The 26,589-nt window shown below is 63.9% G+C and carries 23 protein-coding genes and 1 pseudogene; 16 read left to right on the forward strand and 8 right to left on the reverse strand.

The features are described from left to right. Positions 1-26 precede the first annotated feature (26 nt). Genes ACNJX8_RS20010 through ACNJX8_RS20025 form a run of 4 tightly spaced genes read left to right on the forward strand, consistent with a single transcriptional unit; the run spans position 27 to position 3,793 of the window. On the forward strand, positions 27-962 hold the full coding sequence (locus tag ACNJX8_RS20010; protein ID WP_439361749.1) for an ABC transporter permease: 936 nt from the start codon (positions 27-29) through the stop codon (positions 960-962). Continuing rightward, positions 959-1,780: an ABC transporter permease gene (locus ACNJX8_RS20015; protein ID WP_439361750.1), complete on the forward strand. Its 822-nt coding sequence runs from the start codon at positions 959-961 to the stop codon at positions 1,778-1,780. The genes ACNJX8_RS20010 and ACNJX8_RS20015 overlap by 4 nt, the downstream gene beginning before the upstream one ends. After that, positions 1,777-2,757 carry an ABC transporter ATP-binding protein gene (locus tag ACNJX8_RS20020; RefSeq protein WP_439361751.1) on the forward strand — a complete coding sequence of 327 codons (981 nt, stop codon included), beginning with the start codon at positions 1,777-1,779 and terminating at the stop codon, positions 2,755-2,757. The genes ACNJX8_RS20015 and ACNJX8_RS20020 overlap by 4 nt, the downstream gene beginning before the upstream one ends. Continuing rightward, the gene (locus tag ACNJX8_RS20025; protein WP_439361752.1) at positions 2,750-3,793 is read left to right on the forward strand and encodes an ABC transporter ATP-binding protein; all 1,044 of its coding nucleotides are present in this window, start codon (positions 2,750-2,752) and stop codon (positions 3,791-3,793) included. Before ACNJX8_RS20020 ends, ACNJX8_RS20025 begins: the two co-directional genes overlap by 8 nt. On the opposite strand, the gene ACNJX8_RS20030 is transcribed toward ACNJX8_RS20025, so the two are convergent. Then, complete coding sequence (locus ACNJX8_RS20030; RefSeq protein WP_439361753.1) at positions 3,780-4,409, reverse strand: LysR family transcriptional regulator; 630 nt, start codon at positions 4,407-4,409, stop codon at positions 3,780-3,782. The two genes, ACNJX8_RS20025 and ACNJX8_RS20030, sit on opposite strands and share 14 nt — an antisense overlap. 140 nt (positions 4,410-4,549) lie before the next feature. Here ACNJX8_RS20030 and ACNJX8_RS20035 point away from each other — a divergent pair, with 140 nt between their 5' ends. Next, the gene (locus ACNJX8_RS20035) at positions 4,550-4,936 is read left to right on the forward strand and encodes a RidA family protein (RefSeq protein ID WP_439361754.1); all 387 of its coding nucleotides are present in this window, start codon (positions 4,550-4,552) and stop codon (positions 4,934-4,936) included. Between the two features lie 649 nt (positions 4,937-5,585). On the opposite strand, the gene ACNJX8_RS20040 is transcribed toward ACNJX8_RS20035, so the two are convergent. From ACNJX8_RS20040 to ACNJX8_RS20055, 4 genes and pseudogenes are all read right to left on the reverse strand, one after another. Then, complete coding sequence (locus tag ACNJX8_RS20040; protein ID WP_091885921.1) at positions 5,586-6,614, reverse strand: ABC transporter permease; 1,029 nt, start codon at positions 6,612-6,614, stop codon at positions 5,586-5,588. Between the two features lie 12 nt (positions 6,615-6,626). Continuing rightward, on the reverse strand, positions 6,627-8,129 hold the full coding sequence (locus tag ACNJX8_RS20045) for a sugar ABC transporter ATP-binding protein (protein ID WP_439361755.1): 1,503 nt from the start codon (positions 8,127-8,129) through the stop codon (positions 6,627-6,629). Positions 8,130-8,135: 6 nt separating this feature from the next. Beyond that, complete coding sequence (locus ACNJX8_RS20050) at positions 8,136-9,158, reverse strand: sugar ABC transporter substrate-binding protein (RefSeq protein ID WP_091885915.1); 1,023 nt, start codon at positions 9,156-9,158, stop codon at positions 8,136-8,138. Positions 9,159-9,300: 142 nt separating this feature from the next. Beyond that, positions 9,301-9,717, reverse strand: a pseudogene (locus ACNJX8_RS20055) (globin). A 471-nt stretch (positions 9,718-10,188) separates the two neighbouring features. Here ACNJX8_RS20055 and ACNJX8_RS20060 point away from each other — a divergent pair. The 8 genes from ACNJX8_RS20060 to ACNJX8_RS20095 all read left to right on the forward strand — a co-directional run bounded on the left by ACNJX8_RS20060 (position 10,189) and on the right by ACNJX8_RS20095 (position 19,386). Then, positions 10,189-10,575 carry a DUF2946 family protein gene (locus ACNJX8_RS20060; RefSeq protein ID WP_128933464.1) on the forward strand — a complete coding sequence of 129 codons (387 nt, stop codon included), beginning with the start codon at positions 10,189-10,191 and terminating at the stop codon, positions 10,573-10,575. A gap of 84 nt (positions 10,576-10,659) precedes the next feature. Further along, the gene (locus ACNJX8_RS20065) at positions 10,660-13,137 is read left to right on the forward strand and encodes a TonB-dependent receptor (protein WP_439361756.1); all 2,478 of its coding nucleotides are present in this window, start codon (positions 10,660-10,662) and stop codon (positions 13,135-13,137) included. Positions 13,138-13,175: 38 nt separating this feature from the next. Continuing rightward, positions 13,176-13,709: a copper chaperone PCu(A)C gene (locus tag ACNJX8_RS20070; RefSeq protein WP_128933466.1), complete on the forward strand. Its 534-nt coding sequence runs from the start codon at positions 13,176-13,178 to the stop codon at positions 13,707-13,709. A gap of 31 nt (positions 13,710-13,740) precedes the next feature. Beyond that, positions 13,741-14,259 (forward strand): YcnI family protein, encoded by a 519-nt coding sequence (locus ACNJX8_RS20075; RefSeq protein WP_439361757.1) that lies wholly within the window; start codon positions 13,741-13,743, stop codon positions 14,257-14,259. Further along, positions 14,259-15,818 carry a copper resistance CopC/CopD family protein gene (locus ACNJX8_RS20080; protein WP_439361758.1) on the forward strand — a complete coding sequence of 520 codons (1,560 nt, stop codon included), beginning with the start codon at positions 14,259-14,261 and terminating at the stop codon, positions 15,816-15,818. Before ACNJX8_RS20075 ends, ACNJX8_RS20080 begins: the two co-directional genes overlap by 1 nt. A gap of 165 nt (positions 15,819-15,983) precedes the next feature. Beyond that, complete coding sequence (gene proS, locus ACNJX8_RS20085; protein ID WP_439361759.1) at positions 15,984-17,303, forward strand: proline--tRNA ligase; 1,320 nt, start codon at positions 15,984-15,986, stop codon at positions 17,301-17,303. A 90-nt stretch (positions 17,304-17,393) separates the two neighbouring features. Further along, positions 17,394-18,674: a lipoprotein-releasing ABC transporter permease subunit gene (locus ACNJX8_RS20090; protein ID WP_091885894.1), complete on the forward strand. Its 1,281-nt coding sequence runs from the start codon at positions 17,394-17,396 to the stop codon at positions 18,672-18,674. Positions 18,675-18,681: 7 nt separating this feature from the next. Then, positions 18,682-19,386, forward strand: a complete 705-nt coding sequence (locus tag ACNJX8_RS20095) for an ABC transporter ATP-binding protein (protein ID WP_128933470.1) — start codon at positions 18,682-18,684, stop codon at positions 19,384-19,386. A gap of 127 nt (positions 19,387-19,513) precedes the next feature. Here ACNJX8_RS20095 and ACNJX8_RS20100 read toward each other — a convergent pair whose 3' ends face one another. After that, positions 19,514-20,593, reverse strand: a complete 1,080-nt coding sequence (locus tag ACNJX8_RS20100; RefSeq protein ID WP_439361942.1) for a zinc-binding dehydrogenase — start codon at positions 20,591-20,593, stop codon at positions 19,514-19,516. Between the two features lie 109 nt (positions 20,594-20,702). Here ACNJX8_RS20100 and ACNJX8_RS20105 point away from each other — a divergent pair, with 109 nt between their 5' ends. Continuing rightward, complete coding sequence (locus ACNJX8_RS20105) at positions 20,703-21,476, forward strand: helix-turn-helix transcriptional regulator (RefSeq protein ID WP_439361760.1); 774 nt, start codon at positions 20,703-20,705, stop codon at positions 21,474-21,476. A gap of 101 nt (positions 21,477-21,577) precedes the next feature. Here the strand turns inward: ACNJX8_RS20105 and ACNJX8_RS20110 are convergent, their stop codons facing one another. After that, the gene (locus ACNJX8_RS20110; RefSeq protein ID WP_128956478.1) at positions 21,578-22,486 is read right to left on the reverse strand and encodes a LysR substrate-binding domain-containing protein; all 909 of its coding nucleotides are present in this window, start codon (positions 22,484-22,486) and stop codon (positions 21,578-21,580) included. 107 nt (positions 22,487-22,593) lie between these two features. Between ACNJX8_RS20110 and ACNJX8_RS20115 the strand changes: the two genes are divergently transcribed. Together ACNJX8_RS20115 and ACNJX8_RS20120 are read left to right on the forward strand one after the other, a co-directional pair. Then, on the forward strand, positions 22,594-23,970 hold the full coding sequence (locus tag ACNJX8_RS20115; RefSeq protein WP_439361761.1) for an FAD-binding oxidoreductase: 1,377 nt from the start codon (positions 22,594-22,596) through the stop codon (positions 23,968-23,970). A gap of 140 nt (positions 23,971-24,110) precedes the next feature. After that, positions 24,111-24,983 (forward strand): GNAT family N-acetyltransferase, encoded by an 873-nt coding sequence (locus tag ACNJX8_RS20120; RefSeq protein WP_439361762.1) that lies wholly within the window; start codon positions 24,111-24,113, stop codon positions 24,981-24,983. Positions 24,984-25,158: 175 nt separating this feature from the next. Here the strand turns inward: ACNJX8_RS20120 and ACNJX8_RS20125 are convergent, their stop codons facing one another. Continuing rightward, the gene (locus ACNJX8_RS20125; RefSeq protein ID WP_439361763.1) at positions 25,159-26,565 is read right to left on the reverse strand and encodes a PLP-dependent aminotransferase family protein; all 1,407 of its coding nucleotides are present in this window, start codon (positions 26,563-26,565) and stop codon (positions 25,159-25,161) included. Between the last annotated feature and the right edge of the window lie 24 nt (positions 26,566-26,589).

Below are 26,589 nucleotides of genomic sequence, written 5' to 3' on the forward strand. Positions count from 1 at the left end.
GATGAAGGGAGGGAGGAACAGTTGCAATGCTCGCCTTCCTGACCCGTCGAATCCTGCAAACCGTTCCGACCGTGCTGGCCGTGGTGCTGGTGGTCTTCGTGCTGTTCAGCGTGGTCCCGGGCAGCATCGTCTCGGGCATGAGCGATGACGGCCGAGGCGCAGCGGACCCGCAGGTCGTGGAGCGCATGAGAAAACAGCTCGGCCTCGACGATCCCGTTTACATGCGCTTTGGCTCCTACATCGCCAAGCTTGCGACCGGTGATCTGGGGACGTCGTTCCGGACCCGTGAGCCGGTGACCATCATGATCGCAAAACGGATGTGGCCGACGCTGCAATTGATATTCGCAGCCTTGACGTTTGCGATTGCGATTGGCGTTCCGCTCGGCTTCGTCGCAGCATTGCGACCGGGCGGCATCGTCGACATCGTCTCCATGGTTGTCGCGGTGTCGGGCCTGTCAATGGCCAAATTCTGGCTCGGGCTGCTGCTGATGTACCTGTTCGCGTTGAAGCTCGGCTGGCTGCCGAGCTTCGGCTATGGCGACGGCGGCCTCAAATATTTGATCCTGCCGGCGGTGACACTCGGCGTCTCGCCGATGGCGCTGCTGGCTCGGACGACGCGCGCCGCGGTGCTCGAGATCATGACCGCCGATTTTGTCCGCACGGCGCGCTCCAAGGGCATGAGCGAGATGCGTGTCGTGAAGTGGCACGTGATGCGCAACGCGCTCGTCCTGATCCTCACGACAATGGGCCTGCAATTCGGTGCATTGATGGGACAGGCGGTCGTCGTCGAGAAATTGTTCTCGTGGCCGGGCATCGGCTCGCTGCTCGTCGACAGTGTCCTCCAGCGCGACATTCCCGCCGTTCAGGGCTCCATTCTCGTGGTGGTGCTGGCCTTTCTCGCGATCAATTTGCTGATCGACGTGCTCTACGGCGTGATCGATCCCAGGATCAGATACGCATGAAGCTCCGCGCCAATCTCATCATCGGTGGCGTATTGTTCGCGCTTGCGATCCTGGTCGGCCTGCTCGCGCCGTGGCTGGCGCACACCGATCCCGTCATGGACGCCAACCTCATGAACGCGGAGGAGGCGCCGAACTGGACCTGGTGGTTCGGCACCGACGGGCAGGGCCGCGACATCTATTCCCGCGTCGTCTACGGCGCGCGCGTCTCGCTGACGGTCGGTATCGTCTCCCAGCTCATCAACAGCATCATCGGCGTGGCACTGGGCCTGAGCGCCGGGTACTTGGGCGGCTGGTGGGACGATGTCGTCAACGCCCTGACCAATCTCATGCTGGCGATCCCCTCCCTGATCTTCGCGCTGGCCATCATGGCGGTGCTTGGGCCCGGCCTGACCAGCCTGCTCATCGCGCTCGGCTTGACCAACTGGTCCTTCACCTGCCGGATCGCACGGGCCTCGGCTCTGTCGCTGAAGAGCCAGGGCTATGTGCAGGCCGCAACCGTGCTCGGCTATGGCGATCTGCGCATCATGATCACGCAGCTGCTGCCCAACATGCTCGGACCGATCGTCGTCATCGGCACGCTCGGCATGGGCAGCGCGGTCCTGTCCGAAGCCGCATTATCGTTCCTCGGCCTCGGCGTCCGCCCGCCGTTTCCGAGCTGGGGCAGCATGTTGTCGGAAGCCCGCGACCAGATCACGACGGCGCCGTGGCTCTCGGTTTTTCCCGGCCTTGCCATCTTCCTGACGGTGCTCGGCCTCAACCTGCTCGGCGACGGCCTGCGCGACATTCTCGATCCACAATCGCGGAGCCGGCGCACATGACGGGCTCGCCGCTGATCGAAGTCGAGGATCTGCGCATCGATCTCGACGACGGATCCCGCAAGGTGCCCGCCGTCGAGAACGTTTCGTTCCGCATCGATCGTGGCGAGACGTTCGGCTTGGTCGGCGAATCCGGCTGCGGCAAGAGCATCACGGCGCTCGCCTTGATCGGACTGCTGCGGCCGCCGTTGTCGATCGGCGGTGGCGTCATCCGCTTCGAGGGGCAGGAGATCCAGAGACTTTCCGCCGCCGGGCAGCGGGAGCTGCGGGGCAACCGCATCGCGATGATCTTCCAGGAGCCGATGACGGCCCTGAACCCGGTCTCGCCGGTGGGACGGCAGATCGCCGAGATGTTCGTGCTGCACAAGGGCAAGAGCTGGCGGGAAGCCAACCAATTGGCGGTCGAGGCGCTGGCGAGCGTCCGCGTCCCCGCGCCCGAGCGGCGCGTGAAGGATTACCCGCATCAGCTCTCGGGCGGCATGCGTCAACGCGTGATGATCGCCATCGCGCTGGCATGCGGTCCGGATCTCCTGATCGCAGACGAGCCGACCACCGCGCTCGATGTGACCGTGCAGGCGGAAATCATCGAGCTGATGCGCAATCTGTGCGCCGAGAGAGGGACGGCGATCCTAATGATCAGCCACGATCTCGGCCTGGTCGCCAATGTCTGCCGCCGCGTCGCCGTCATGTATGCCGGCCGCATCGTCGAGGAGCGCGGCTCGGCCGATATCTTCCGAACGCCTTCGCACCCCTATACGCAGGGCCTCGTCGCCTCGCTGCCGCGGCTTGGCAGCCGCGCCGCGCTTGGCCGTAGCAGACTGAAGGAGATCGCGGGCGTCGTTCCGGCCATCACGAGCTTCCCAGACGGCTGCCGGTTCAATCCGCGTTGCGCGCAGGCGACCGATATTTGCCGGACCGTCGTGCCGGAGACGGATTTGCTGGAAGCAGGCGGTCTTGTCAGGTGCCACCACCATGCATGAACCGCAGGGGAGAGCGGATGGCGACGTCATCCTCAGCATCGAGGATCTCGCGGTTCATTTTCCGCTCGGGGGTGGCTTGCTGGGTCGCGAGAAGCGGCTGCTCCGTGCCGTCGACGGCGTCGATCTCAGCTTGAGGCGCGGCGAATGCCTCGGCCTCGTCGGCGAGTCCGGCTCGGGCAAGTCGACGGTCGCATTGTCGATCCTTGGTCTCCTGACGCCGACGCGCGGCCGCATCGTGGTGGACGGACAGGTCGTCACAAACCGGCAATCCGGCGATCGGAAGGCCTTGGCCCGCATCGTGCAGATGGTGTTTCAGGATCCCTACGCCTCGCTCAATCCGCGCCAGACCGTTCGCCGCACGCTGGAAGATCCGCTGCGTGTGCACGGCGTGACCGCGAAAAGCGAGATCGAGGACCGCGTTGCGACGATGCTGCGGCATGTGGGCCTGCGGCCCGAACAGTCGGGCCGCTACCCGCATGAATTCTCCGGTGGCCAGCGCCAGCGCATCGGCATTGCGCGTGCGCTGATCCTCAATCCCAAGATCGTCATCTGCGACGAACCGGTCTCGGCGCTCGATGTCTCGATCCGTGCCCAGATCATCAACCTGCTGTTGGAATTGAAGGATACGCTCGGCCTCTCATTCATCATGATCAGCCACGACCTCGGCGTCGTCGAGCACATGAGCGACAGGGTCGCCGTGATGTATCTCGGCCGCATCGTCGAGAATGGCCACTGGCGCGAGATCTTCGAACGACCTGCGCACCCCTATACCCAAGCCCTGATCGCCGCCATCCCCGATCCCTTACGCCACGCACCGTTAGCGACGACGGGGGGCGACCTGCCCAATCCGCTCAATCCCCCAAACGGATGCGCGTTCAGCCCGCGCTGCCGCCACGCCGAAGCCCTGTGTCGCCGCGAGCCTGGGCCGGTGCTTGAAACGCGCCGCGACGGGCATGCGGTCCGGTGCTGGCGAAGCGACGAGATTGCGGCGCAGGCGGGATTGGCAACGACAGAGGGCCGCCTCAACGTCCGCTGATGCCGACCAGGCGAGGGCGGCGGTTGTTTGTGCGCGGGTTGTCGGCGAGGAAGGCGCGCAGCCATTCGCGGAAGCTGACGACCTCAGGGCAATCCGCGGTGCCTTCAGGCGCAACCAGCCAATCACCCAAACCCGATCCATCATTGAGCCGGTCGCAGCGATAGCCCGGATGGTGGCCAAGACCGCGGGCGATCAGCAGGTCGACCTTGCCCTCGACCAGCTCGTGCAGGCCGGCGGGCTGCAGCACCCGCAGACCGATGTCTGGATGCGCGCTGCGAAACTCCGCCAGTTCGAGACGGCGCAGGTCGACGCTGCCATGGACCCCCAATTGCAGCAGCACCGCACCTGACGGCCTCAATTGCGAGGTCGCCTCCGCAATGTGACGAAAGCCTTCGGATATCGCGGGCAGATAGGCCTGACCGGCCGCGGTCAGGATGAGCTGCTTATGCAGCCGCTCGAACAGGCGCACGCCGAGGCGCGCCTCCAGCGCCTTCACCTGCTGCCCCACGGCAGCGGGCGTTACGTGCAGCTCGTGCGCGGCCAGCTTGAAGCTGAGATGCCGCGCCGCGGCTTCGAATGCGCGGAGCGCATTCAGCAGAGGAAGGATGTAGGTCATCGCTGCCTAGTTTGTCACTGAATGGCCGCGCGCTTGCAATAGATTTTCTTGCGCTGAACCGCAGCAACATTGCTTTGCGCCGGCGCAATGCAGCCGGTTAGGGTCGATCGATCGCAAAAGCGAACAGGAGACAATCTGACATGGCTCAAATCGTCAGTCATAATCCACCATCGGTCCATGCTCCCGCCGGTGGTTACAGCATGGGACTTGAATTCAGTCAGCATCGCCGCCTGCTGTTCATCAGCGGCCAGGTGCCCGAGAAATCCGATGGCAGCGTGCCCGAAGGTTTCGAAGCGCAATGCGAGCAAGCCTGGCGCAATGTGATCGAGGTGCTCGCCGCCGCCGGCCTCGGCGTCACGCATCTGGTCAAGGTCACGACGTTCCTGACCGACATCAGTCAGGTCGTGCCCAATCGTGCCGTTCGCCGCAAGATGCTTGAAGGACACGAACCCGCGCTGACGGTCATGATCGCTGAAACCGTCGACAGCAAATGGCTGCTGGAGATCGAGGCGATCGCCGTGGAGTGAAGCGGATCCGAGGGGTAATTGCTCACGGCGCCCGAAATGGAACGTCTCGCCGCGGGGCGTCATTCATGTCCTCGGAGGACCAGACGTTACCTCGCGAGCAGGCTGCAGCAGGCGGCACAAAAGCCATCAGGCTGGAAGGTAGCGGCGTTCTCAGACTCCGCCGTGCACGTGGTCGAGCTCTCTGCCACCACATCGTCATTGCGAGCGCAGCGAAGCAATCCAGAAATGTATCCGCGGAAAGACTCTGGATTGCTTCGCTGCGCTCGCAATGACGAGACTGGTACAGCGAGCGTCGCTCTATGTCCGTCATCCTGAGGTGCCGGAGCGTAGCGGAGGCCTCGAAGGGCGACGGCCCGGCTGCACATCTCGGCCGTTCATCCTTCGAGGCTCCGCATGCGATGCGTTCGCATCGCTTGCCCCGCACCTCAGGATGACGGGATATTTGTTTGCGCTGAACGTCAGAGCGTTCAGGCAGCGCTGCCTCGGGCCGAGACATCGCTATGGTGCCATCCTGCTCCTGTTTTGCCCGACGTGTCAAATGGATTTCGTGAAATCCGCAATTGTACCGCATCACCGGCAAGCCATTGATTCCGCTAGCCCCGGCTACTGTGCATGGGGTTGTTTTTGCACTTATTTGTTTGAGCGCCGTCTACTCCGCCGCTTTTTCTCTCAGCCGCTGGGCGTAGACGTTGATGACCAGCGCCGCCAAGAGGATCAGGCCGCGGATCAGGATCTTCAGGAAGCTGTCGATGTTGACGTGGTCGAGGCCGTTGTTGAGGACGCCGAGCACGAACAGGCCGACGATGGTGTTGCCGATGCCGCCGCGGCCGCCGAACAGGCTGGTGCCGCCGACCACGACGGCGGCGATGGAGTCGAGCAGGTAGGTGTCGAACTCGTTCTGCTGCGCGCTGCCGAAATGGGCGACGCCGAGCATGCCGCCGATGCCGGAGCAGACCGCCGAGATCACCATCACCGCGCCGAGGATGAGCTTGACGTTGAGGCCGGAATATTCCGCCGCCTCGCGATTGCCCCCGACCATGTAGATGTAGCGGCCGAAGCGCGTGTAGGTCAGCACCAGATGCCCGCCGAGCAGCATGATGGCGGCAACGATGACGATCCAGGGAATGCCGCCGATCGAGCCGGAGCCGAGCGTCGTGATCAGGCTCGGCACCTTGTAGGCGATCTGGCCGCGCACCAGCAGCGCCGAGATGCCGGCCGCGATCTGCATCATCGCCAGCGTCATGATGAAGGAGGGGATGCCGATCACGGTCAGCCCCAGCGCATTGACGAGGCCGAGCAGCGCACAGAGCAGGATCGACAGGATGATCGCGACCGCGCCCGGCAGCGGCACATTGGCGATGTTGACGTAGGATTCCTGGAGCGTGAAATAGGCGACGGCGATGCCGGTGACGTTGGCGATGCTGGCGATCGACAGGTCGATTTCGGCGCAGAGGATCACGAAGGTGAGGCCGACGGCGATGATGCCTGTCACTGACACCTGGGTCAGGATGTTGCCGAGATTGTCGAGCGTCGCGAAGGAGGGGCTGGCGAAGGCGAAGAAGCCGGACAGGAAGATCAGGGTGAGGAACGGCGCGATGTTGCGCATCTGCGAGCGCAGGAAGGGCGCAACGCCCCGCGCTCGCGCAGCCGCCGCCGGAACCGTTTCACTGCTCGTCATGGTGCTGCTCCGTCACGCCGCTTCCAGCAGGCGGTCCTTGCTGACCGGCTCGTTCCTGAATTCCCGCACCAGTGCGCCGCGCTTGAGCACGAGGATGCGGTCGGCCAGCGACAGCACCGTTTCCGGCTCGGTCGACAGCACGATGATGGCAAGCCCCCTGGCGCGGAGGTCGCGGACGATGTTGATGACGTCGTTCTTGGCGCCGACATCCATGCCACGGGTCGGCTCGCACAACACCAGAAGCTTGGGCGGATAGGTCAGCCACTTTGCCAGCGCGACCTTCTGCTGGTTGCCGCCCGAGAGCATGCCGAGGTCGAGGCCGACCACGGGCGGCCGGATCTGCAACTGATCGACCTGGCGCTTGGCGATATCGCGCTCCTGTGCCGGCTTGAGCAGCAGGGACGAGATGCGATCCAAAATGCTGATCGAGATGTTCTTGTAGACCGGCTCCTGGTGAAACAGCATGTCGCGCCGGCTCTCGGGCACCAGCGCCACGCCCGCCCGCCGCGCCGCCGCCGTGCTGGCGAAGGTCTTTGGCGTGCCCTCGACGGCGAGCGTGCCGCTGTCCGGCTTCAGCTTGCCGAACAGGATGCGCGACAGCTCCTGCTGGCCGCAGCCCATGAAGCCGTAGATGCCGAGCACCTCGCCGGCGCGGGCCTCGAACGAGACATCCTGAAGGCTGCGGGCGAGGGATAGCTGGTCGACCTTCAGGACCACCGGACTGCCGCTCGGCCGCGGCAGCATCAAATCGTCGGTGTAGCTGTGCTCGAGCACCTCGCCGCCGCGGCCGATCATGGCCTCGATCAGCGCGCCCTTGCTGGTCGCGGCGCTCGCCGTCTCCGCGACTTTCCGTCCGTTGCGGAACACGGTGACAGTGTCCGACACGCGAAGAATGTCCTCGATGAAATGCGAGATGAAGACGATCGCAGTGCCTTCCTCGCGCAGGCGCCTGAGCGTTGCGAAGAGGCGCTCGACCTCGGGTGGGGAGAGGGCGGAGGTCGGCTCGTCCAGGATGACGATGCGCGCGCCGGAGAACAGCACGCGGGCGATCTCGATCAGCTGCTGAAGCCCGATCGGGAGGTCGCCGAGCCTGCTCATCGGGTCGACGTCGATGCCGAAGCGAGCGAGCTGCTCGCCGGCTTCGCGCGCCATCCGCCGCCACTGCACGAGGCCGAGCCGGTTGGTCGGCTGGTTGCCCAGGAAGACGTTCTCCGCGACGGTGAGGTCGGGCGCGACAGAGAGCTCTTGGTGCACCATGGCGATGCCGGCCGCATGCGCATCGCGCGCCGAGCGGAAATGCGTCTCCACCCCGTCGATCAGGAAGCGGCCGGAGAATTCGGCATGCACGCCGGCGATGATCTTCATCAACGTGCTTTTTCCGGCGCCGTTCTCGCCGACGAGACCGTGGATCTCGCCGGGAAGAAGCGCGAAGTCGACACCACGAAGCGCTTCGACGCCGCCGAAGCTCTTCGTGATGCCCTTCAGTTCCAGGATGGGCGAACGAACCTCTGGCATGGAGGACTAAATCAGGAAATGGTCTTCCATCCACTGCATGCCGGGGGCATTTGCCTTGGTCACGACCGGGCCGTCGGTGACGACGTTTTTCGGGATGCCCTGTCCGCTCTTCTCGCCGCCGACCACGGCCGACACGCCTGCAATGATGGCGCCGCCATGGATGCGGCAGGACGGATTGCGCACGGTCGCGAACATGCGGCCCTCGCTCACCGCCTGGATCGCCGGCGGCATGGCATCGACACCGCCAATCAGGATGTTGGTGCGGTTGCGTGCCTTCATGATGTTGTAGGCGGCGAGCGCCATGTCGTCATTGTGGAAGAACGCCGCGTCGATCTGCGGATATTTCGTGAGATAGGTCTCCCAGAGGCGGGCGGTCTTGGAGACGTCCCAGTCGGCCGGCTGGGTGTCGAGCACCTCAATGCCGGGGAATTGTTTGACCACCGAGTTGAAGCCCTTGGCGCGTCCTTGCGCGCCGGTGTGGCCGAGCGCGCCTTGCGTCATGATGATCTTGCCCTTGCCGCCCATGGCGTTGCACAGCGCCTGCGTCACCGAGGCGCCCATGAACTCGTTGTCGGGGGCAAGGAAGGAATGGACATTGATCTGGTCGAGCGGCGCGATCAGCGTATCCATGTCGATCACGGGCGTGCCGGCGTCGATCATCTTCTGCACGGGCTGGGTGAGGGTGCCGATGCCGAAAGCCTGGATCGCGACGAAATCCCATTTCTGCGAGGCCATGTTGTCGATCGCGGCGCGCTGCTTCACCGCGTCGAGCTGACCATCGAACCAGGTCACCTCGACATTGAATAGCTTGCCCCAGAATTCCGCGGCCTGCTTGCCCTGCGCGCACCAGGTGGCCTGGAGGCCTGCGTTGGAGAAGGCCGCTTTCAGCGGCTTCTCGGATCGTCCGACTTCGGCCGCAAGTGCTGGATTTATGCCCATGCTGCCGAGGATGGCAGTCGCGGCGCCGGCGGTCGCTGCCGCCTGAAGAAGATCGCGCCTCGTCGTCGAGAAATCTTTCGTCCCGGACATCGCTCGCTCCCGTAAAATTTTATCGTCGGCGCGTCATTGCTTGCGCGACCGATGTCCGAAAGTGTCTCACAAGAGCTGACGTCACTCAATCTGCAATCAATCGCGCGATCGCAGCAAGCCACCCTTGGTGCAGCGCAAAGCGTCAGGCCGGCACGCCGGCGAATGCGTCGATCGCCACGCGCATGCATCCCAGGCCTCTGCCTCTGCCTCTGCAATGTCCGGTGACCATTCATCACCGAGCAGATCGCGGAGCGTCTCCCTGATGATCGCAAAGAAGGCAATGAAGAGGTCGCGTGACGTGCCGTAAGCCTCGTGCGAGGCGGCCTCGCAGGCGATCAGCCGGAAATGCCCGCGGCGCTCATCGGCGAAGTCGAGGACCGCCTCGATGGCCAGCGCGAGCATCGATCCCATCACGAGCTCGCTGCCTTGCGAGCGAAACATCATCCGGGTTTCCGGATGCTCTTCGAACAGGCGCTGATAGACCCTCGCCCGTCAGATCGGCGCAGCGCGAGGCCGCCAGCTCAAAACTGCGTTCGATCGGATTGGGAGGAGCCTTCATCGGCGCTTCAGCCATGCAGGCAAAAAAAGAGCGGGGCCCTGGCCCCGCTCAAAAATTGTGTCGACCCTATTATCCCCGATTCTAAGATTTGCTCTTGATTGACGGGGCGACGCTGCGTTTTGCGCGCCAGGGGCTCCTCCCGAGACTTGGACCACCAGGCCACGACCTCGCGGTCAGCGCCTGAGCAAGAGAATGCTAGATCAACTTTTCTCACTTGTCATCATTTTCGGCAACGATTGTTCAAAATAAGAGCAGCTGACGAAATGATCGGGTTTGCGGCTTTATAAGTATATGACAAATATAAGAAATCTGTGGACCGTGGGGGCCTTTGACTTGTCTCAAATGCCGGCCCTCCGACCTTGGGTAGGGGGCTCCGACCACAGTTTTTCGAGAAATTTGCGCCGGGGCAAGCAGACGGTGGAACTGACCTCGACTTGGGGCAGGCACGATGTTTAGTTAGCAGGCGAACGAATGGTTCGGCGGATGCACGCGCGGCTGCAAAAATTCCTACCCGTTGTCCTGCTCGCCTTGGCGATGCAGGTGCTGGCGCCGATTGCCGCCTGTCTGGCGGCCGGTCAGGCCGGTGTCGATCCGCTGTCCGCCGGCGTCATCTGCCACAGCGGGGGTGAGCAGGGGGGCCTGAACGATCAAACCGGCGGCCCCAGCGCACACGCCGGTGCGTGCGCGCTGTGTTGCCTGGCGCAGGCGGGCGCATCGCTCGATTCGCCGCCGCAGCCGGCGTTCGCGATTCCCTCCCGCCACGTCGAAAGCGTAGTGTGGCACGCGGCGGATGTATCTGCCGTTTTCACCCACAAGGGCTCAAGTACCCAGGCGCGCGCGCCTCCTCGAATTTCCTGACGACCTCCACCGTCGCCGCGGCTCGTCCGCTGGCGATTGATGCTGTCGAACAGCCGGGAAGAAAGCCGGCGTCAGGAATGCCCCATGTTACGTTGTCATGCCCGCCGCGGCGTGAGCATCGTTGCCATTCAGGCCGCGCTGCTGGCGTCGTCGAGCGGAGTTTTCGCTCAGAGCAGTAACGTCGTGCTGCCGCCGGTCACCGTCGATGCCCCCGCGGTAGTGAAGCCCAAGCCGCGCAAGCCGGCGGCGCGTACGGTCGCCGTCCAGAACCGGTCGGCAAAGCCCGCCACCGAGCGGGCCGCCCCCGCCGTCGCGGCCGAGCAAGGTGCAGGCAGTGCCCGCGTGTCACTCGAGCCGCCGGCCGCCGTGGCACGTTATCAATTGCCGCAGCGCTCCTTCAGCGTCACGGCGAAAGAGGTCGACGAGACTATCAACCTCAAGGACCCCGAGGACGCCGTCAAATATATGCCGAGCCTGTTCGTGCGGAAGCGCAACGACGGGGACAACAATGCTGTGCTCGCGACGCGAAGCTGGGGCCTCAATTCGAGCTCGCGGACGTTAATCTACTACGACGATCTCCTGATCTCGGCGCTGATCGGCAACAACAACACGAATGCCTCGCCGAAGTGGAACCTGATCTCGCCGGAAGCGATCGGTCGGGTCGACTATCTCAACGGGCCGTTCGCGGCCGCCTATCCCGGCAACTCGATCGGCGGCGTGCTGCTGATCTCGTCAAAGATGCCGGACAAGCCGTTTGCAGTCGCCAAGGAAACCGTGTCCGTGATGCCCTGGAATCAATACGGCACCAAGGACACCTATGTGACCAGCCAGACCAGCGCCGCTGCGGGCAATCGCGACGGCAAACTGTCCTGGCTCGTCAGCGCCAACTATCTCGATAGCTACCAGCAGCCCCTGACCTACACGACGAGCGGCAGCATCCCGGCCGGTACGACCGGTGCGTTTTCGGCGCTCAACAAGCAGGGCGTTGCGGCAAACGTGGTGGGCACGGGCATCCTCGCGCATTCGCAGCAGACGTCCGGTAACATCCGCCTTTCCTATGACGTGACGGCGCAGGTGCAGGCGACCTATTCGTTTGGGATCTGGAATAACCACCAGGTCTCCGATCCCCAGACCTACTTGAAATCAGCAGCGACGGGTGCGCCCACATTCGCGGGCCTGTCCGGATTTGCCACGGGCAAATATGTCTGGGACCAGACCCATGTCAGCAACGCCGTTGCGATCAAGAGCGACACCAAGGGCACCTACGATTTCGACCTTTCGGCGTCGAGCTACAACTATCTCCAGGACATCCAGCTCAATCCATTCACGATCACGCCCACAGGCGTCGGCTATTCCCAGAACGGGAAGATCACGAGGATGGACGGCACCAACTGGCAGAATGCCGATGCCCAGGGGATCTGGCGGCCGTATGGTTATGGCGGACCGCACGAGGTCAGTTTCGGCATGCATGGTGATCGTTATCGCCTGGAAAGTCCCGTTTATGCGTCATCCGTTTGGAATACGACGGGAGACACCGGGACGGGCACGCTCTACTCGCAGGGGCAGGGTGAGACCCGGACCGGTGCGATTTGGCTTCAGGATGCCTGGAGGATCCTTCCCAATCTGAAGCTCACGCTCGGTGGTCGGTTCGAAACCTGGCGAGCCCAGGATGGTTTCAATATCAGCACCGCGACGAACGCTGCCGGCGCGATTACATCGATCGCTGCGGTTCAACAATCGCAACTCGCCTCGACGAATTTTTCACCGAAGGCGTCGCTGTCCTTTGATCAGAACAAGGACTGGAATATCACGGCAAACTTCGGGCAGGCCTATCGCTATCCGACCGTCATGGAGCTCTATCAGAACCTGACAGTCGGCGGCGTAGCGACGATCGCCAATCCCAACCTGTTCTCCGAACAGGATCTGACAGGTGAGCTGAACATCGAGCGCAGATGGAGCGACGGCCGCATCCGCTTGACCCTGTTCCGGGAGCACACCGATGATGCGATCATCTCCCAGACCAACCTCGTCACCAATCCGATCACGAAGGTGCAAACGCCGACGACCGTGATCAGCAATGTCGATGCGATCAGGTTGCAGGGTATCGAGTTGTCCGCCGACAAGGACAACGTTCTCGTCAGTGGTCTGCAGCTGTTCGGCAGCGTAACTTATGTCGACTCGCGAATCCTGGCCGACGCGGGCTGGGCCGGAATTGATCCTCTGACGAATCTGCCCACGACTGTGGTCGGCAAGCGCGTGCCTTACGTGCCCGACTGGCGCGCTAAGTTCGGCGTGACCTACCGGCCGAACGATAGCTGGGCCTACACGGTTGCTGCACGCTACAGCGGCAAGCAGTACTCGACGCTGGACAACACGGATCGCGTCTCCCACGTCTATGGCGCGTTCGATAACTTCTTCGTTGTGGACTTGAAGGTGCACTATAACGCGACGAAGAACTTCGGATTCGACTTCGGCATCGATAATCTCTTCAACGAGCAGTACTTCCTGTTCCATCCGTTCCCGGGGCGAACCTTCATTGTCGCCGGCAAGTACACGTTCTGAGGGGTGGAGTGATGTTTACGACAAGAAAGGCAAACGACATGACCAAGCTCTCACGCATCCTCGCGCTCGCAGCGCTTTCCGCCGCAATGTTCGCCGCCCCCGTGCGCGCCGACGACGTCAAGGCCGGCGATCTCGTCATCTCGCAGGCCTGGAGCCGGGCGACGCCGGGCGGCGCCAAGGTCGCGGGCGGCTATCTCACCATCGAGAACAAGGGGTCGGCGGCGGACAGGCTGGTCAGCGTTTCCGCCGACATCGCGGGGAAGGCCGAGATTCACGAGATGGCGATGGACAATGGCGTGATGAAGATGCGCCCGCTCGACAAGGGGCTCGTCATTGATCCCGGCAAGACCGTGAAGCTTGCGCCCGGCGGCAATCATTTGATGCTCCAGGAGCTGAAGGGCCCGTTCAAGCAGGGCGACAAGGTGCCGCTGACACTTCAGTTCGAGAAGGCCGGCAAAGTCGCCGTCTCTCTCGACGTCCAGGCTGTTGGCGCGCCGGCGCCCGGCGGCGCCGGGCACTCCGGCCATATGGACATGAAGAAAATGCCGGATCACTCGGGAATGAAGATGTGATGAGGCTGATCTGGCCTCCGGGAGACCGAATATGTTGAAGCGATCCTGCCCGATCCTGATTGCTGCGTTCGCGATCTCGCCGGCGGCGGCGCACGTGTCGCTCGAGACGAAGCAAGCCACGGTCGGCGCGTCGTACAAGGCTGTGTTTACCGTACCGCACGGCTGTGCGGGCTCGCCCACGGTGAAGATCCGCGTGCAGATCCCTGAAGGGGTGATCGCTGTCAAGCCGATGCCGAAGGCGGGCTGGAACGTCGATGTCGTCGAGGGCAAATATGCCGGGGAATACGACTATCACGGCAACAAGCTCTCTTCCGGCGTCAAGGAGGTGATGTGGTCCGGCGGCAAGCTGCCGGACAAGAACTATGACGAGTTCGTCATTCACACGGTCCTGACTGGCTCGCTAAAGCCAAACACGACCCTGTACTTCCCCGTCGTCCAGGAATGCGAGACCGGCGTCAGCCGCTGGATCGAAATCCCGGCAGAGGGGGCAGGGCATTCACACGAGGGCAAGTCGCCGGCGCCCGGGGTGAAGCTACTGCCGAAACCGTGATGCGCCTGCTCGCCGCGCTTGCGACGCTACTCATCGTTGTCGGCTTCGCGACCGGCGCGTCCGCGCATGCGGCGCTGGTCGCGGTCGAGCCGGCCAGCGGCAGCATGCTTGCGCGCGCGCCGAAGGCCGTGGTGCTGCGCTTCAACGAGGCGGTGACACCGGGCGCGGTCCAGCTGATTGATGGCACGGGCAGGGCGCGGGACGGTGTGCGCATCAACGCGTCGGGCGAAACGATTTCGGTTGCGGTGCCGCCGGACCTGCCGCAGGGCACGGCGGTCGTCAGCTATCGCGTGATTTCGCAGGACGGCCATCCCATCGCGGGATCGGTGGTCTTCTCGATCGGCGTGCCGACAGGGACGAAGCCTCCCGCGAATACAGAAGGCGGGTTGAGCGCGCTCATCTGGCTGGCGCGGGTCGGCCTTTACCTCGGGCTGTTTGTCGGCGTCGGCGGCGTATGGTTTGCGCGTTGGATCGCGTGGTCGATGACGGGCGCGACCGTGCCGCGTGTGGCACTCGCGGTCGGCCTTCCGAGCGCGGTGGTGTCCCTTGGTGCGTTGGGCCTCGATCTCCTCGGCTTGCCGCCAGTGGCTCTTGCGACCATGGCCCCCTGGATGGTGGCGTTCGCGACGAGCGCGGGTCCCGCATCGCTGATCGCCATCGCCGCGATGCTGCTTGCGTTGGTGGCGCTGCGCAGCGCGTGGTACCCGCGCGGTCTTGCGTTCATCGCGTTCATCGGCGTCGGCCTGTCGCTGGCCATGACCGGGCACGCGGCCACGGCTCCGCCCGAAATGTTGACGCGGCCGGCGATTTTCCTCCATGGCCTTGGCGTCGCGTTCTGGATCGGGGCGCTGGCGCCCCTCGTTGCGCTGGTGTCGAAGCCGGTGGCCATGGCCTTGCCTGTCGTAAACCGCTTCTCCCGCACCGCCGTGCCGGTCGTCGCCACGCTGGCATTGACCGGCCTTGTGCTCGCCATCGTCCAGCTCGAAAAGCCATCGGCGCTGGTCGAGACCCGCTACGGCCTCATCCTTTCCATCAAGCTCGCGCTGGTCCTCGTGTTGCTCGCACTCGCCGCGCTCAACCGCTTTCACCTGACCCCGACGCTGGCAAGGGATCACGAGGCCGCGTCCCTCAAGCGCTCGATCCTGTTCGAATGCGCGATCGCACTCATCATCTTCGCGGTCGTCGCCGGCTGGCGCTTCACGCCGCCGCCGCGGAGCATCGTTCCGGAGACGCCCTTGGCGATCCATATTCACAGCGACAAGGCAATGTTCCAGGTGCTGGTGTCTCCTGGGAAGGCCGGCGTCGACGATTTCGTGCTTCAGCTCATGACCGGAGAGGGGACGCCGCTCGCGGCCAAGGAGGTGACATTGACGCTGAGTCTGCCTGAGCGCGGCATCGAGCCGATGGAACGGGATGCCTCGTTGGGGCCGGACGGCTACTGGCATGTCCGCAAGGTCGAGTTGCCCTTCGCCGGCCGCTGGCACGTGCGGATCGACGCGCTGGTGACCGACTTCGAGAGGATCACGCTGGAGGATGAACTGGAGGTGGCGTCGCCCTAGGCTCGCCGGCTTTGCAGGGCATGCTGCTGCTCAAGTCAAACCTGAAGTCGACCGAAAAATGACAGGAATTCCGCCGCGTTAGCGGCTTTTCCTCATTCTCGGTCTTGTGTTTTCGCTCCCAATCCGGTTTCACTGCAACCCGTCACTGATTCCTAGAGTGTTGCCATGCGGTTGTCGCGATTCTTTCTGCCCATCCTGAAGGAAAATCCGAAAGAGGCGGAGATCGTCTCGCATCGGCTGATGCTGCGCGCCGGCATGATCCGGCAGGAGGCCGCCGGCATCTATGCCTGGCTGCCGCTCGGCTTCCGCGTGCTCAAGAAGATCGAGCAGATCGTGCGCGAGGAGCAGGACCGCTCCGGCGCGATCGAGGTATTGATGCCGACCTTGCAGCTTGCCGATCTCTGGCGCGAGAGCGGCCGCTACGATGCCTATGGCCCGGAGATGCTGCGCATCGCCGACCGCCACAAGCGCGAGCTGCTGTACGGACCGACCAACGAGGAAATGATCACTGAGATCTTCCGCGCCTATGTGAAGTCCTACAAGAACCTGCCGCTCAATCTCTATCATATTCAATGGAAATTCCGCGACGAACAGCGTCCGCGGTTCGGCGTGATGCGCGGCCGCGAGTTCCTGATGAAGGACGCCTATTCGTTCGACCTCAACGAGGCGGCGGCGCGGGTCGCCTACAACAAGATGTTCGTCGCCTATTTGCGCACCTTCGCACGGATGGGACTGAAGGCGATTCCGATGCGCGCCGAGACCGGCCCGATCGGCGGCGATCTCAGCCACGAGTTCATCGTGCTGGCAGAGACCGGCGAATCCGGCGTGTTCATCAATCGCGACGTGCTGGACCTGCCGGTGCCGGGCGAGGACGTCAATTATGAGGGTGACCTGACACCGATCATCAAGCAGTGGACCTCGCTGTACGCTGCGACCGAGGACGTTCACGATTCCGCGCGGTTCGAGCAGGAGGTGCCTGCGGACAAGCGGGTGAACACCCGCGGCATCGAGGTCGGCCAGATCTTCTATTTCGGTACGAAATACTCTGAGCCGATGAAGGCGCTGGTGGCCGGCCCCGACGGCGTCGACGTGCCGATCCATGGCGGCTCCTACGGTGTCGGCGTCTCGCGCCTGCTTGGCGCCATCATCGAGGCCTGTCACGACGACGCCGGCATCAAATGGCCGGAGGCCGTCGCGCCGTTCCGCGTCTCGATTCTCAACCTCAAGCAGGGCGATGCGGCCGTCGATGCGGCCTGCGAGAAGCTTTATGCCGAGCTCACGGCCAAGGGCGTCGACGTGCTCTACGACGACACCGACCAGCGCGCCGGCGCCAAATTCGCCGCCGCCGACCTGATCGGCATCCCCTGGCAGATCATGATCGGGCCGAAGGGGCTCGCCGACGGCAAGGTCGAGATCAAGCGGCGCAGCGACGGTGCCCGAGAGACCATGTCGCCTGCGGACGCGGTCGCAAGACTTGTGGGCTGATAAGGCTGGTTGGCTGAATATTGTTCATCGCGCGATATCGCGGCCGCCAATCCGGCCACAATTGACCCCGAATCATGGGATTATCGAGCGATGGATGAGACCATGACCGAAACCGTGCAGACCGCGCCTTTTGCGCCATTCGAGTGGATGCTGTCGGGGCGCTATTTGCGGGCGCGCCGCAAGGAGGGATTCATCTCGGTCATCGCCGGGTTCTCCTTTCTCGGCATCATGTTGGGCGTGGCGACGCTGATCATCGTCATGGCCGTCATGAACGGCTTCCGCAAGGAGCTGCTCGACAAGATCTTGGGTCTCAACGGCCATATCCTGGTCCAGCCGCTGGAATCGCCGCTGACCGACTGGAAGGACGTCGCGGACCGCCTCAGCCAGGTCGAGGGCATCCGGCTCGCTGCTCCCGTGGTGGATGGTCAGGCGCTGGCGTCTTCGCCATGGAACGCTTCGGGCGTCCTGGTGCGCGGCATCCGCTCCGACGACCTCAACAACCTCACCTCGATCGCCAAGAACATCAAGCAGGGCTCGCTCGAAGGCTTTGACGAGGGGCAGGGCGTCGCGATCGGCCGCCGCCTCGCCGACCAGCTGTCGCTGCATGCCGGCGACAGCGTGACGCTAGTGGCGCCGAAGGGCGCGGTCACCCCGATGGGCACGACGCCGCGCATCAAGCCGTACAAGATCGTGGCCGTGTTCGAGATCGGCATGTCCGAATACGATCTCGGCTTCGTGTTCATGCCGCTGGCGGAGGCACAGGCCTATTTCAACCGCAGCAACGACGTCACCTCGATCGAGGTGTTCACCACCAATCCCGACAAGATCGACGCCTTCCGCAAGGCAGTGACGGAGGCCGCGGGCCGCCCTGTGTTCCTGGTCGACTGGCGGCAGCGCAACTCGACCTTCTTCAACGCGCTCCAGGTCGAGCGCAATGTGATGTTCCTGATCCTGACCATGATCGTGCTGGTCGCGGCCCTGAACATCGTCTCCGGCCTGATCATGCTGGTGAAGGACAAGGGCAGCGACATCGCGATCCTGCGCACCATGGGCGCCTCGCAGGGCTCGATCATGCGCATCTTCCTGATCACGGGCGCCTCGATCGGCGTGGTCGGCACGCTGGTCGGCTTCTTCGTCGGTCTCGTGATCTGCCTCAACATCGAATCCATCAGGCAATTCCTGTCCTGGCTCACCAGCACCGAGCTGTTCTCGCCGGAACTCTATTTCCTGTCGAAGCTGCCCGCCGAGATCGACATCGGCGAGACCACGGCGGTGGTCGTCATGGCGCTGACGCTGTCGTTCCTGGCGACGCTGTACCCGTCGTGGCGCGCCGCGCGCCTCGATCCTGTCGAAGCGCTCCGGTACGAGTGAGGGGCTGATGGAGCAGCAGCAGGGGGCGGAAGATGTACCGGTCATTTATCTCCACGAGATAAAGCGGCAGTACTTGCAGGGCGAGGTGCCGCTGACGATCCTCGACGGCGCCAAGCTGGCGTTGTGGCGCGGGCAGTCGGTCGCGCTGGTGGCGCCGTCGGGCTCGGGCAAGTCGACGCTGCTGCACATCGCGGGGCTGCTCGAGGCGCCGGATTCCGGGGAGGTCTATGTCTCGGGCGCGCCGACCTCGCAGCTGCCTGACATCGAGCGCACGCAGCTGCGCCGCACCGATATCGGCTTCGTTTACCAGTCGCACCGGCTGCTGCCGGAGTTCTCGGCGCTGGAAAACGTCATGCTGCCGCAGATGATCCGCGGCCTGAAGAAGTCCGAGAGCGTCAAACGCGCCAAGGATATCCTGGGCTATCTCGGCCTCGGCGACCGCATCACCCATCGCCCGGCCGAGCTGTCCGGCGGCGAGCAGCAGCGCGTCGCGATCGCGCGAGCGGTCGCCAATGCGCCACGCGTGCTGTTTGCGGACGAGCCGACCGGCAATCTCGATCCGCATACCGCGGACCACGTCTTTCAGGCCCTGATGCAGCTGGTCAAGGCGACCCAGGTGTCGATGCTGATCGCCACCCACAACATGGAGCTCGCCAGCCGCATGGACCGGCGAGTCTCGCTGTCGAACGGCCAGGTCGTCGAGCTCGATTAAAAAAACGCGAAAACAACCCCATGCACAGTAGCCGGCTGCTGCCGGCCACGATCGGGGTCATGCATTCCAGCTGTTTGATATATCCAGCAAATCGGCTGCGACGGCGCATCGCAGCGGCGCGCCGCCGTTACGGCCGGATCACGGTCAATTTGAACGGCCCGCTATTGGCCGCGGCGTGTGCCACCGCCTCGTTGGCGTGGTCGAGATCGAACGCCGTCACCTCGTACTCGGCGAGCCTGAGCAGCCCGGCGCGCACCAGCGCGATCAGGCGGCTGGCGGCGTCCGGCGGGTACATCCAGACGCCGTGGATGGTGATGCAGTTGCGCATGATCCAGGGGTAGGGCAACTCGAGCCCCGCGCCGCCCGCCATGCCGACGCCGCCCATCAACACGACACGGCCGTAAGCGCGCACCGCCATGATCGCCGCGCGCACCACATTCGTGCTGACCGAGGGCGGCATGATATCGAACACGCAGTCGATCGGGCCTGGTGCGGCGCGCTTCATGCTCTCGCGGTCGTCGTCCTCCACGCCGGTGAGCTTGACCGGCTTGACCCGCGCGCCGAAGCGGCGGACGAGGTCGGCCAGGATCTTCTCGTTGCGGCCGGGAGTGACCACGCAGGCGGCGCCCATTGCCAGCGCGACCGAGACGGCGGCGCTGCCGAAATTGCCGGTGGCCCCGCTCACCAGGACGGTCTCGCCTGGTCGCAGGTTCGCAGCGAGGAAACCGCCATAGGGCACCAGGAGCGTGCCAAGGGCGCACCATTGCGTCGCTTCCTCCGGCGCGATCGCGCCGAGGCGTGTGACGTTCTCGGTCGGCAGGCGCATCTGCTCGGCAAACGAGCCGTGGCGAAAATGCTTTTGCAGGCGCAGGCCGCCGGGGCCGGCGGCGGTGAGTCCTTGCAAGGCGATGTCGGGTGCAACGGCGTCGTCGCGCGAACGCACCGTCGGGTCGCAGAACACCCAGTCGCCGATGGCAAGCTTGGTTGCGTCCGGGCCGATCGCGCGCACCCTGCCGATGCCGCCGGGTCCGGGGATGATCGGCAGGTCGAGCGCATAATTGCGCGTCCCGTCGAAGACCTCGTTCATGTAGGACAGCACGCGCGTGGCGACGACGTCGACGATGACCTCGCCGGTGCCGAGCACCGGTTCGGGGGCGTTCTCGATCACCAGCGACGAACCGAAAGATTTGAGCACGGCAGCTTTCATGATGTTCACCTCAAAGTCGGTGAAGCGCATATGCGCCGCCTTGGAGGGGACATGAAGGCCTGGTATTATCCTAGTATTCTAGAGACCCTCCATCGCGGGAGCGACAGCAATGGCCGACCCACGCCGCGTCGAATTCGGCGATTTCCTCAGGTCCCGCCGCGAAAAGCTGTCGCCGAAATCCGTGGGCCTTCCGGCGGGCCGCCGGCGGCGCACCGCGGGGCTGCGGCGTGAGGAGGTCGCGCAGCTCGCTGGTATCGGCGTCGACTGGTACATCCGCCTCGAACAGGGCCGCACCGTCAGCCCCTCGGTCACCACCGTCGACGCACTGGCCCGTGCGCTGCGGCTCAGCAAGACCGAGCACGCCCATCTGAAGGCGCTGGCGCGCGACGGCGCGAGGGCCGCCTTCGTGCCCGAGATCGTGCCGCCGCCCATCCGGCGGATGATCGAGAGCCTGACGCAGCCGGCCTACATCACCGGCCGGCGCTGGGACGTGCTGGCCTGGAACCCGGCGGCCGAGGAGGTCTTTGGCTTCGGACAGCTGCCGGAGCAGGATCGCAACACGCTGCTGCTGGTGCTGACGAACAAGCAGACGCGAAAATTCTACGGCGCGGGCTGGACCGAGGTCGCCAAGAGCATGGTCGCGATGTTCCGCGCCACCCACGACGTCTGGGCCGGCGATCCCGCCTTCACCGAGCTGCTCACGCGACTGCGCCAGGGCAGTCCGGAATTCGTCAACTGGTGGGAGGCGCACGAGATCCGCAGCACGGCCTCGGGCCTGAAGACCATGAACCATCCGACCAAGGGCGTGCTCCGGTTCGAGCACACGAGTTTTCAGGCCAACGACGATCCCGCGCTGAAGCTCGTGATTTATACACCGGTGTAGGACACGGAGACACCAAGGCCAGCGCGTCTTCTTTCGAATGGCCGGAGACGTTGCTGGTCAATTTGGACTGAACCGCAGTAACGGGGAGACGGAGAAGCGGATCAAGGACTTGAACGTAACCACTCCGAGAAGGCCCGGATGGTTCGCGCGCGCGGATGGCCTGGCTTACTGACCACATGGAAGCCGTAGCCAGGCAAGCTCAACTTGAACGCCTTCACGAGCGTACCAGCCGCGAGGTCGTGTGCCACGAGCACATCACTGAAAACCCCGACTCCTTGCCCGGCGATCACCGCCTCGATGGCGTGCAGTTCCTCCCGGAAACTCAGGTGCTGCATGTCCTTGAACTGGGGCACCTCGCGCCACCTGCGCTGAGCCGCGGCGAGCCATCTCTGCCATGTCGGCGGCTCACGATCGGCCGGCGACCAATAGGAGTGAATCAGAACGTGGTTTGCAAGGTCGACTGGTCTCTTCAGGCGCTCCGTTGCAAGCAAACGCGGACTGCAAACCGGCCAGAATGTATCGCTGAAGAGATCATCGACGATTCCGTCTGTCGGCCGTGCCCGGCTAGTCGCATAGCGAATGGCGACATCGCCATCTCCGGCCTGCAAGTCGAGCACCGAGTCAGTGCCGATGACTTCCAGTGGCACATCGGGATGCAGCTTCCGCCACAGGGGCAGGCGGGGCACGAGCCAGCGGCTGGCAAAAGCATTGGTTGTCGTCACCCGGAGAGGCTGTTGGTCGCCTTCGTGCCTGACGGCCGCAATGGCAGCGGCAAACACCTCAAGGCCGCCACGAATGGCGGGGAAAAGCCGCGCTCCAGCATCGGTCAACGAGAGAGGCCGTGGTCTGCGGCGGAACAGCGCGCGACCACAATACTGCTCGAGCAACCCGATCTGGTGGCTGATCGCAGTTGGCGTGACGCCGAGTTCTGCCGCCGCTTTCTTGAAGCTCAGATGGCGGGCGGCAGCTTCGAAAGCACGCAGCTCGATCAGGGGCGGCAGCTTGTACATGCCGCCAGTCTAGGTGAAATCAATTCATCGTCACCTGAAATCTTCGGATTTGCTCCAAGACAGCCCACGATCGAGGATATGACGGGTCAAGCTGAGGAGACCATGTCATGTCGTCCATCGCATCTGTCGCCAGCGCTGCCGCCGATCTCAACGCCTCGTTCGGAGGACAACTCCTCAAGCCGGGGGACGAGGGCTACGAGGAGGCGCGAAAGATCCACAACGGGCTGGTCGACAAACGGCCGGCATTGATCGCCAGGTGCCACAGTGTGTCCGATGTCGTGGATGCCGTCGTTCTTGCGACCAAGCTCGGCCTCGAGGTCGCGGTTCGCGGCGGCGGCCATAATGTAGCAGGTCGTGCGACCATCGACGGCGGTATCATGATCGACCTCTCGCCCATGAAGGGCGTCCGGGTCGACCCTGTCGGCAAGACGGTGTGGGCGCAGGGCGGGGTCACCTGGGGCGAGCTTAATCGCGAAACACAACTTCACGGGCTTGCGGTCACCGGGGGCGTGATCTCGACCACCGGGATCGCCGGGCTGACGCTCGGCGGAGGACTGGGCTGGCTGATGGGCAAGTACGGCCTCGCACTGGACAATTTGCGGGCCGTCGAACTTGTTACCGCCGACGGCAAGGTTTTGCGGGTCAGCAAGCAAGACGGGCCTGATCTGTTCTGGGCGATCCGCGGCGGCGGCGGAAACTTCGGGATCGCCACCAGTCTCGAATATGATCTTCATACGGTCGGGCCGATCATCACCGGCGGTCCGATCATCCACCCCATCGAGCGCTCCCGTGACGTGCTGGAATTCTTCCGGGCCAGCACGCGCTCGCTCGCGGACGAGCACATGTTATTCGCATCCCTGACCCATGCGCCCGATGGGTCCGGCACGGAGGTCGCGGTCCTGGTCACCAGCCATTGCGGTCCGGTGGCGGAGGCCGAACGAGCGATGCGGCCGCTGAAACAGTTCGGGGCTCCGATCCTGGATGCAGTCGGGCCGATGCCCTATTGCGAGCTCAACCGCATGCTCGACGCCAACTATCCGAAAGGCGCTTTCAACTATTGGAAATCGAACTTCCTGAGGGAGCTGAGTGATGGTGCGATTGGGACCATGATCGAATGTTTCGCGCGCTGTCCGACTCCCATGGGGCAGCTGCTTCTTGAGCACATCCACGGTGCGGCGGCCCGTATCGATGCCGGGGACACGGCATTTCCGCATCGGCAGGAGGGCTACAATTTCTTGATCCTCGCGCAGTGGACGCAGGCTAGCGATACGAGCCGCTGCATCTCCTGGGCGCGCGAAACCCATGAGAGGATGCGGCCCTTCTTTGCCTCCGGCCGCTATGTCAATTATCTCGATGATGACGAGACAGGCGATCCCGTCGCTGCTGCCTATGGACCGAACTACCGGCGCCTGCAGCGGATCAAGGCGAAATACGACCCGACGAACTTCTTCCGCATGAACCAGAACATCCGGCCGCTGGCCTGATTCCCGGCTGAGGATTTCGTCGCTCTCATCCTGTTCAGGATGTCAGTCGAAGGCGCTACGCTCCGGCCCGACTGCGGTTGGCCGGGCGTGCTGATCCCGGGGAGGATTCGAGAATGGCTGTCGTGTGCCGACCGGCTCGCATGGACGACTTGGCGAGAGCCGACGAGATCGTGGTCGCCAGCATCAACGAACTCACTGAGAGGCGGGGCTTTGGAAAAATGGCATCCTCCCGCCCGCAGAATTTTCAGGCCTTCTCGCTCACGGACGATCCCGAAGGTTTATGGGTCGCCGATGATGACGGAGAACTCGTCGGCTTCGCGTGGAGTTGGGTTTGTGGCGAGCTTTGGTTTCTGGCGCAGCTGTTCGTGACCCCGGATCGCCAGAGCGACGGCATTGGCAATCAACTCATCAGCAAGATGTTTGCTCACGCAGAGAAGCGCGGAGCATCCGTCAAAGCGCTGATCACCTTCACGTTCAACAACGTGTCTCAGGGCCTCTACATCCGCCACGGGCTATTCCCGCGCTCTCCGATCTACATGGTCAGCGTGCCTCGTGACCGGCTGGCGTCGCGGTTGGCTGAGCCGCGGCTTCGTCTTGAATCTCTCACGGCCAAGACGGCCGGGTTGGATGAGCTGGCGCCCATTGATGTCAGTGCACTCGGTGTTTCCAGGGAGAAGCATCATCGATATCTCCTGGGCGACAGCCAGACGAGCGGGTTCACCATCCACGCCGGCAGCGAGTGCGTCGGGTATGTCTATATTTCGGATGGACACATTGGCCCGCTTGCCGTCCGTCGGCCAGATCTCATGGGCTCGGCGCTTGCTGCTGCGTTATCGTTCGCGGCGCAGAGCGATGTTCCGACCATTTCGGCCTTCGTGCCGGGCGCGAGCGAGCCAGCGCTCAAGGCGGCGACCGACCACGGGATGCGCCTGACGTTCCCGATGCTGCTGATGTCGAACCGGCAGTTCGGAGATTGGGGCAGCTACCTCCCGCGCAATCCGGGTTTCATGTAGGTCAATGCATTGAACGTGGCGTCGTGGGTGGCGGCCTCACCGGATGGATACAGGGGCTCATCGATCCTGCGCAGCTTGGCGCCGACCGTTCAGTGCGATCACGCCGTGATCGCCACCCGAAGCGGGGCTTTGATCGTCACGCTGGTGGGTGAAGGTCACCGAACTCGGAATCTGATCACGTAATACGGTCGATGATCTGAAGCAGCCGATCACAGGACGCCTCGATCCTCTTTAGCGGAGACGTCGCGACGCCCAGCAACAGTCCCGGGCGCGCCGAAGCCCTCGATGCATACCAGAGCGATAGCGGCGTGGGCGCCAGTCCAAGCGGTGCTGCTTCCCTGGCGATGGCAAGATCGGCTGCTCCCTTCGGCAACCGCAGGACAGCCGCCAATCCGGCAATCGCAACATTTGCAGTGCGCGGGCGAAGGTATTTCAGCAATGCATCGCCTTGCGCTGCGTAGACCCGCTTCGTGCGCCGAAGATGCCGGAGATAATGGCCGTCGCGCATGAAATCGGCGGTCGCGAGCTGCACCGCTGGCCCGGGCGCCGGCGCGAGGCACGCCGCAGTTTCGGCAAACCGCGACGCCAGTGCGGCCGGTGCAACCACAAAGCCGAGCCGCAAGGCAGGGGTTATGGTCTTGCTGAAGGAGCCGATGTGAATGACGCGGCCGGCGCGATCGAGGGAAGCGAGCGCCGGCGTGGCCCGGCCCTTGAGCTGAAGCTCGCTCAGATAATCATCTTCGATCACCCACGCCTTGTTTTGGGTCGCCCATTCGAGCAGGCGTGAGCGTCTTGCCAGCGACAGCGTGAATCCGAGCGGCGCCTGCTGCCCTGGCGTCACCACAACCAGTGCCGCATCAGGCGCATGTTTCAAGCCGAAGTCGACATCGATGCCGTCAGCGTCAACCGGGATCGGCGCGATCGACAATCTCGCAAGCTCGAGGCCGCGCCGCGTAAAGGGAAAGCCGGGATTCTCCACCCAGACTTTCTTCTGCTCGAGACCAAGGACACGGAGCGCCAGACCAAGCCCGCCGCTGAAGCCGCTGGTGATGATGATCTGGGACGGCGCGCATTCGATCCCGCGCGCCAGCGCAAGGTAGGCCGCGATCTCGCGCCGCAACTCCAACTCGCCGCGCGGGTCACGGTAAATCGCCGGCGCGCTCACCTCAACGCGAACCGCCTGCGCGCGCATCCTCGCCAGCAGCGTCGCAGGAAGGGTCTCCTGCGCAGGCACGCCCATCTGGAAGATCGCCGGCCCTGCGGTGAGTTCCTGGTACATCTCCATGAATGAGCCGGGGGCGGGGGCTTTGTCCCGCCGAACGGGGAAGGACGGCCGGTCCACGACATGCGTGCCTGTGGCGCGGGCTGCAACGATCAGTTGGGCGGATGAGAGCTTTTCGTACGCCGAACGCACGGTGCCGCGCGCGACGCCGAGCTGGGCCGCCAAATCCTGCCATGAGGGCAGGCGAGCGCCCGGGGCGAGCACACCGCTCTCGATGGCAGCTCTGATCCCCCTGTGGATCTGCTCCGCCAGTGGCGTCTTCGCGGATCGATCGAGCTCCAGCCGCAGCGATTTGGTCATGCACCTTGGTACACGAGTTTTGTA

The organism is Bradyrhizobium sp. SPXBL-04 (assembly GCF_051853035.1).
GTDB lineage: Bacteria > Pseudomonadota > Alphaproteobacteria > Rhizobiales > Xanthobacteraceae > Bradyrhizobium > Bradyrhizobium zhanjiangense.

Bases quoted from the DNA above. Each gene is read 5' to 3' on its own strand.
- ACNJX8_RS20010 (WP_439361749.1), top strand. From the start codon at position 27: ATGCTCGCCTTCCTGACCCGTCGAATCCTGCAAACCGTTCCGACCGTG.
- ACNJX8_RS20015 (WP_439361750.1), top strand. From the start codon at position 959: ATGAAGCTCCGCGCCAATCTCATCATCGGTGGCGTATTGTTCGCGCTT.
- ACNJX8_RS20020 (WP_439361751.1), top strand. From the start codon at position 1,777: ATGACGGGCTCGCCGCTGATCGAAGTCGAGGATCTGCGCATCGATCTC.
- ACNJX8_RS20025 (WP_439361752.1), top strand. From the start codon at position 2,750: ATGCATGAACCGCAGGGGAGAGCGGATGGCGACGTCATCCTCAGCATC.
- ACNJX8_RS20030 (WP_439361753.1), bottom strand. From the start codon at position 4,409: ATGACCTACATCCTTCCTCTGCTGAATGCGCTCCGCGCATTCGAAGCC.
- ACNJX8_RS20035 (WP_439361754.1), top strand. From the start codon at position 4,550: ATGGCTCAAATCGTCAGTCATAATCCACCATCGGTCCATGCTCCCGCC.
- ACNJX8_RS20040 (WP_091885921.1), bottom strand. From the start codon at position 6,614: ATGACGAGCAGTGAAACGGTTCCGGCGGCGGCTGCGCGAGCGCGGGGC.
- ACNJX8_RS20045 (WP_439361755.1), bottom strand. From the start codon at position 8,129: ATGCCAGAGGTTCGTTCGCCCATCCTGGAACTGAAGGGCATCACGAAG.
- ACNJX8_RS20050 (WP_091885915.1), bottom strand. From the start codon at position 9,158: ATGTCCGGGACGAAAGATTTCTCGACGACGAGGCGCGATCTTCTTCAG.
- ACNJX8_RS20060 (WP_128933464.1), top strand. From the start codon at position 10,189: ATGGTTCGGCGGATGCACGCGCGGCTGCAAAAATTCCTACCCGTTGTC.
- ACNJX8_RS20065 (WP_439361756.1), top strand. From the start codon at position 10,660: ATGTTACGTTGTCATGCCCGCCGCGGCGTGAGCATCGTTGCCATTCAG.
- ACNJX8_RS20070 (WP_128933466.1), top strand. From the start codon at position 13,176: ATGACCAAGCTCTCACGCATCCTCGCGCTCGCAGCGCTTTCCGCCGCA.
- ACNJX8_RS20075 (WP_439361757.1), top strand. From the start codon at position 13,741: ATGTTGAAGCGATCCTGCCCGATCCTGATTGCTGCGTTCGCGATCTCG.
- ACNJX8_RS20080 (WP_439361758.1), top strand. From the start codon at position 14,259: ATGCGCCTGCTCGCCGCGCTTGCGACGCTACTCATCGTTGTCGGCTTC.
- proS (WP_439361759.1), top strand. From the start codon at position 15,984: ATGCGGTTGTCGCGATTCTTTCTGCCCATCCTGAAGGAAAATCCGAAA.
- ACNJX8_RS20090 (WP_091885894.1), top strand. From the start codon at position 17,394: ATGGATGAGACCATGACCGAAACCGTGCAGACCGCGCCTTTTGCGCCA.
- ACNJX8_RS20095 (WP_128933470.1), top strand. From the start codon at position 18,682: ATGGAGCAGCAGCAGGGGGCGGAAGATGTACCGGTCATTTATCTCCAC.
- ACNJX8_RS20100 (WP_439361942.1), bottom strand. From the start codon at position 20,593: ATGAAAGCTGCCGTGCTCAAATCTTTCGGTTCGTCGCTGGTGATCGAG.
- ACNJX8_RS20105 (WP_439361760.1), top strand. From the start codon at position 20,703: ATGGCCGACCCACGCCGCGTCGAATTCGGCGATTTCCTCAGGTCCCGC.
- ACNJX8_RS20110 (WP_128956478.1), bottom strand. From the start codon at position 22,486: ATGTACAAGCTGCCGCCCCTGATCGAGCTGCGTGCTTTCGAAGCTGCC.
- ACNJX8_RS20115 (WP_439361761.1), top strand. From the start codon at position 22,594: ATGTCGTCCATCGCATCTGTCGCCAGCGCTGCCGCCGATCTCAACGCC.
- ACNJX8_RS20120 (WP_439361762.1), top strand. From the start codon at position 24,111: ATGGACGACTTGGCGAGAGCCGACGAGATCGTGGTCGCCAGCATCAAC.
- ACNJX8_RS20125 (WP_439361763.1), bottom strand. From the start codon at position 26,565: ATGACCAAATCGCTGCGGCTGGAGCTCGATCGATCCGCGAAGACGCCA.